Annotated in this window: 5 protein-coding genes and 1 pseudogene; 3 read left to right on the top strand and 3 right to left on the bottom strand. The window is 32.2% G+C overall.

The genetic code is table 11. From position 1 onward, the window contains the following. Positions 1–1429 (top strand): annotated as a pseudogene (locus tag HKP48_RS01140) (ribonuclease HII); the annotation flags it as partial. Positions 1430–1498: 69 nt separating this feature from the next. After that, on the top strand, positions 1499–2551 hold the full coding sequence (locus HKP48_RS01135; protein WP_296341963.1) for a nucleoid-associated protein: 1053 nt from the start codon (positions 1499–1501) through the stop codon (positions 2549–2551). On the opposite strand, the gene lipB is transcribed toward HKP48_RS01135, so the two are convergent. Genes lipB through HKP48_RS01120 form a run of 3 tightly spaced genes read right to left on the bottom strand, consistent with a single transcriptional unit; the run spans position 2548 to position 4236 of the window. Then, entirely contained in the window at positions 2548–3246 is a 699-nt protein-coding gene (lipB, locus tag HKP48_RS01130; protein ID WP_296341960.1) for a lipoyl(octanoyl) transferase LipB, read from the bottom strand. The two genes, HKP48_RS01135 and lipB, sit on opposite strands and share 4 nt — an antisense overlap. Beyond that, entirely contained in the window at positions 3239–4039 is an 801-nt protein-coding gene (locus HKP48_RS01125; protein WP_296341959.1) for a hypothetical protein, read from the bottom strand. The genes lipB and HKP48_RS01125 overlap by 8 nt, the downstream gene beginning before the upstream one ends. 38 nt (positions 4040–4077) lie before the next feature. Then, the gene (locus tag HKP48_RS01120) at positions 4078–4236 is read right to left on the bottom strand and encodes a YqaE/Pmp3 family membrane protein (RefSeq protein WP_296341957.1); all 159 of its coding nucleotides are present in this window, start codon (positions 4234–4236) and stop codon (positions 4078–4080) included. A 107-nt stretch (positions 4237–4343) separates the two neighbouring features. Here HKP48_RS01120 and HKP48_RS01115 point away from each other — a divergent pair, with 107 nt between their 5' ends. Beyond that, a complete protein-coding gene (locus HKP48_RS01115; RefSeq protein ID WP_296341955.1) occupies positions 4344–5357 on the top strand; it encodes a helix-turn-helix transcriptional regulator in 1014 nt (337 codons plus the stop codon). The last annotated feature ends 399 nt before the right edge of the window (positions 5358–5756 follow it).

The raw sequence follows: 5756 nt of genomic DNA, 5'->3' as shown, positions 1-5756 counted from the left end.
TAATAATACTCTTGAAGAGAACTTCCGTGACATTTCAATATTTAAAATTAAAGACAATAGCATCTTTAAAAATAGTATTGCCCCATTCATAACTTTTGAAAACGCATCATTTGGCTTTATATTCGATAATTACTCCGTCTATTCGGACAATATAAAAACGCTTAAAGCCATTATTTCTTTCAAACTGAATAACAAAACACTAGCAACTTCAGAGAAATTTCAATTTATTAAACAACATTTAGCAGCTAATTCTTCTATTCTAATTTATAAAGATGGTGAAGGGTTATATAATTTTTTAAACAGAAGCGTAAAAGGCTACAATGCAAATGCTGTGCAGTATGTATATGACTCTGACTTTGCGCATATAAACGGTGTGCTTCAAAAATATAAGAAACGTGGTTCTAGCAACTCTATCACAGAAGATTTTAGCACTTCTGTTACTGCCGACATAATACTACCACCTCAATTGGTGAAAAATCACAGAAACAATTCTTATGAAATTGTAACTCAAGACACCAATAACAGACTTTATTTAGTTTCGAGTAGTGGAAGTATACTTTGGAAAAAACAACTGAGTGGTCCTGTTTTAGGAAAAATAGAGCAAATAGACATCTACAAAAACGGAAGGTTGCAATTGGTATTTGCAACACCTAATAATGTTTATGTTATAGACAGAAATGGAAAAGACGTTGGGCCGTTTCCAAAAAAATTTAATGACAAAATTACGCAACCATTATCCGTTTTTGATTATGACAACAAAAAAAATTACCGTCTTTTGGTTACTCAGAATAAGTCTTTGCTAATGCTTGACGTGAGTACGAAACGCGTAACTGGTTTTACTTACAACAAAGCACAAAACACAATAAATAGCCAACCCAAACATTTTAGAATTGGCAGTAAAGATTACATAGTGTTTTCTCATGGCCAAAAATTAGAAATTTTAAATCGTCAGGGCAAAGAACGTGTAAACGCAAAAAAAGGTATTGATTTTTCAGAAAATGAAATATTTATCTATCAAAACAAGTTTACAACTTTGGATAAAAATGGGCAGTTGATACAATTCGATACCAAAGGTCGGATCAGCATCGCTAACCTAGACCTTGATGTTAATTCTAAAATAACAACTACCAGCAAAACACTTGTGGCGCTTGATGAAAACAAACTCAAAATCAAAAGCAAAACAATTGATTTGGATTATGGTAGCTACACAAGTCCAGAAATCTTTTATCTCAATGATAAAATATATGTGTCTATTACAGATTTACAGTCCAAAAAAGTCTATATTTTTGATAGTCTAGGCAAGCTACTTCCAAATTTCCCTGTTTTTGGAACAGCATCTGCAAAACTTCAAAACTTAGACCGAAAACGAGGTTTAGAATTAGTAACACAAGCCGATGAAAAAACTATTTTGGTTTATAAAATCAATTGATTTTACACTTTTATTTGATAGCGAATTTTGTACTATTGTAATTCTTGAATTTTAAGACGAATTGCACTAATGATTAAACGCCAAAAAGCCTCAATAAAAAACCTCATAATCCATAAAGTTGGAAACAAATTCAACGGTACAAAAAACGCATTTTCTGATGCTGCTGTGCATTTTGATGAGGCTACATACCAACTTATATTACCGTATCTTTTAAAGCCTTTTGTGAGTGTTGCTGAGACCTATCGTTTCAATCATCACTCTGATGTTAATCTCAATGAAATAAACACTTACAGCGAGCAATTATTCTCTGACGAAAGTAATTTTGTAGATGTTTCTAAACACATAGTTACCCACCTTTTTGAACAAAGTAATTCAGCACAAATAAAAACAGGAGATGTCTTTATATGCTATTTCGAAAATATACAATACCAAGACTATTTTACCGATGCTGTTGGCATATTTAAAATAGAAAATAAAACAGAATTTTTCCAGACCTATTTAGAGCAAAATAACTACGATATTTTAGTACAAAAAGGCATCCAAGCCAAAAAAGTAGACAAAGGTTGCTTAATCTTAAATACGTCAGATATGGAAGGTAAAATTGTACTCAGTGTAGACAACAATAATTATGATGCACAATACTGGATTAAGAGCTTTTTGAACATTAAATATCCCGACGATAGCAACCAACACACAAAAAACTGTATTGAGCTTTGTCGTGAGTTCTCAAAAGAAGTATTACAGCCTCATTTTGGAGGTCAGGAGCAAAGTAATTTTTTGGCAAAAACAGTCGATTTCTTTAAAGAAAATGAAATTGTAAATATCGAAACTTTTAAAGACGAAGTTTTTGAAACTGAAAACCAAATTAAGCAATTCGAAGATTATAAAAAAACCTATGAAACTGATAATAGTGTTCTAATCCGTAATCAATTTGACGTCTCTGAAATTGCTTTAAAAAAGCAAAAACAAAAGATTAAAACGGAAATAAAACTAGATACCAACATTCAAATAAAACTAGACGTCGATGCACCTGATGCATCAGCAGAATATCTAGAACGTGGTTATGATGAAGAAAAGAAAATGCACTTTTATAAAGTATTCTTCAATGAAGAAAACAACTAAACAAACTCTGCCTGAAAAAGCGTTTTAAAATGCTTTAAAATCTTAGCTTTTACTTCCCCTTCATCAACATTATCAACGTTTAATTCATTGTTAAGCGACGTTACGGCTTTACCTCTAATTCCGCATGGAATGATATTGTCAAAATAACCTAAATTTGCATTAACATTCAATGCAAAACCATGCATGGTTACCCAACGACTTGCTCGCACACCCATAGCACAAATTTTTCGAGCAAATGGTGTACCAACGTCCAACCAAACACCAGTTTCACCCGGACTTCTTTCAGTTTTTAAACCGTATTCAGCAAGTGTTAAAATAATACATTCTTCAAGAAAGCGAAGGTATTTGTGAATGTCTGTAAAAAAATTATCTAAATCTAAAATCGGGTAACCCACAATTTGTCCCGGACCATGGTATGTTATATCACCACCACGATTAATTTTATAAAACGTAGCGCCTTTTTCTATGAGTTGAACTTCAGAAAGTAAAAGGTTAGATAAGTCACCGCTCTTTCCCAAAGTATACACATGCGGATGTTCTACAAACAGAAAATGATTGTCAGTTTGCAATCCAGCATCCTCTCGCCTATTCTTGATTTTGGTATCTAATATGGCTTTAAAAAGTTGTTCCTGGTAATCCCAAGTATCTTTAAAATCTCTGGAACCTAAATCTTCTAAACGAATTGTTTTATTCATAAAAAGTAACGTTGACATCTAACGATTTAGGGTTTTTAATATAATCTATCCAACTAACTTTATAAGTCATAGTTTTACCATCTTCAGAAATTACAGCTCCTTCAGTATTAACTGATTTTACACGTTTAGGGAAAACCAATTTTACTTGATAATATGAAGACTCATAAAAACCTAATATCTCCTTACTAGTTTCATCTTCCTGACTTAATATAAACTCCAACTCCTGTATTTCGTCTTGAGTCTTTTCCTCCACGGTTGTAACTCTTGAAAATTGACTAGTCGAGTAGAGATAATCAACTTTATCGTTGTTTTCTGTGATACTTCCGAGCGGAGATTGATTTTTCATTGCGTTAAATGTCGCATTTTTTTCATCTAAACTTTGCGCTTTTCTAATCTTATCTTGAATACCTTTCAAATCTTCAATAGATTTAAATTTCATACCAATACCCATATTCATTTTTTCTGCATCTTCATCCATTTGCATGGTCATGTACATGTCTTTTACATACTCCATAGCTAATCGTTGCTCTTCCGGCAAAGCTGCAACACTATCTTTATAAACTTTCATAATATCGGCAAAAATCATGGTGGTATCTATAACTTTACCTGGTTCTTTCTTTTCTAAATTATCATTGCCGCCACCCATAGTTTCTTTCATTTGAGTCAGCATTTCTCCCATATCATAAGTCATTAAAAACTCACCAGAACCGTCTTCTGTAAAAACAATAGTCTCTGTTACATTACAACTGGTTAATAGACTTAAAAAAGCTAGGCACGCAATAAGTTTTTTCATTTTTAGGTAGATTAAATTAGTAAGACAAAGGTACGATATTATCGCTCAGGATTATTTAAAATAACCAACGCTGCAATGACACCTGGTACCCAACCACAAATCCATAATAAGAAGACAATAAAAATAGAACCACAACCTTTACCAATAACCGACAAAGGTGGAAAAATAATAGCGAGAAGAACTCTCCAAAAACTCATAATTTTATTTTTTGATTTGATGTAATTATATGACGCAGCATTGCCATAAATGTTACACCAAGTTTAGTAGCGTCGCTATTTTCAAAAAAAATGATTAGCTTCGTTTCATGAGATTAAAGCTCACCATCCTATTTTTATTTGTTTTCACGCTTTGCAAAGCGCAATATTCATTTTCTGGATATATAGAACCTAACGAATGGCAGAATACCGTTTACTTATCCGTTGTCGAAGATTACAGAAAAATCTCTGGTGTATATGCAGAACAAATCATTGCTAAAACAACTGCAGACGCTACCGGATATTTTGAATTTAAAGGAAACATGCTAGAGGCTGAAAACCGCATTTACCGCATTCACATAGACAAATGCTCTGAAGCCACACAAGATGCAAATCACTTTAACGGGCATTGTAGCGACAGTAAAGAAATTATTTTTATTGCTAATAATACAGACACATTAAAACTTCCTTTTTCATTTGAAAATCAAGTGTTCTGTTATATAAACTCAACAAACGACAAAGCAACTGCTTTTGTAAGAATAGATTCTCTAAAAGCAGATATGCGTTTTGCATATGGTGAATTTAGAAGTGAAGCTAATCGCAAATTAAACAACAAAAAATGGTTTAAAACACTACAAGATTTTGGAAAATTCCTAAACGAACCCTTAGCTGAACTTTATATATATTCTTATTTATCAGACAGAACGAGTGATTTGCATAGCTACTATGTCGAAGATTTAAAGACTAATAATTATTACGAGAATTTAAACCCTAGACTTGCCGCTAATTATCCTGAAGGTACCGATACTAAACAATACGAAAATGAATTAAATTCAGATTTGTACATGCTAAACACACAAGCTGAAACAAAGAAAGAATTTAATTGGCTATATATCGTATTGGTTTTACTATTTGTATCTGTTTTACTGAATATATATTTCGTATTTCAGAATAAGAAAAGCAAAAAGCAATCGTTCGAAAACTTAAAGCAAAGATTATCTAAACAAGAACGTGTCGTTTTGGGCCTAATTCTTCAGAACAAAACAAACAAAGACATTGCCGAGACTCTTTTTATTAGTGTTAACACCATAAAAACCCATACAAATAGTATTTACAAAAGTTAGAAGTACAATCTAGATACGAATTTAAATATATGATTTTTAGATAGTTAACAAATAACACCTAGATACTAGTTCCGATTTCAAACCCTAATTTTTACTAACGGCGCATTCATTTTTTTATTTTTGGAATCTAATCATTTCAAAATTTAAATTCATGAAACGCGCATGCTAAACATATTATCTCCCAAAGGAATGATTAATAGCGAACAGCATATGTCCTTAAAAAAATAAATATAAACACATTAAACATCCATGGCAAGGATTTTGCCACCCGAGGGAATGACTTTTGAGGCGGATAAGTTGGTAAGAAATAATTTGTAAATTTGAAAACAAAGTAGCATAATTTAAAAAGGTCGATTTTTACTGGAGGTTGAAACATCCTGCAAAACAGGAAACCCCGAA

It is taken from the genome of Winogradskyella sp. (assembly GCF_013042245.1).
Lineage (GTDB): Bacteria > Bacteroidota > Bacteroidia > Flavobacteriales > Flavobacteriaceae > Winogradskyella.
This window is presented reverse-complemented; position numbering and strand designations above follow the sequence as displayed.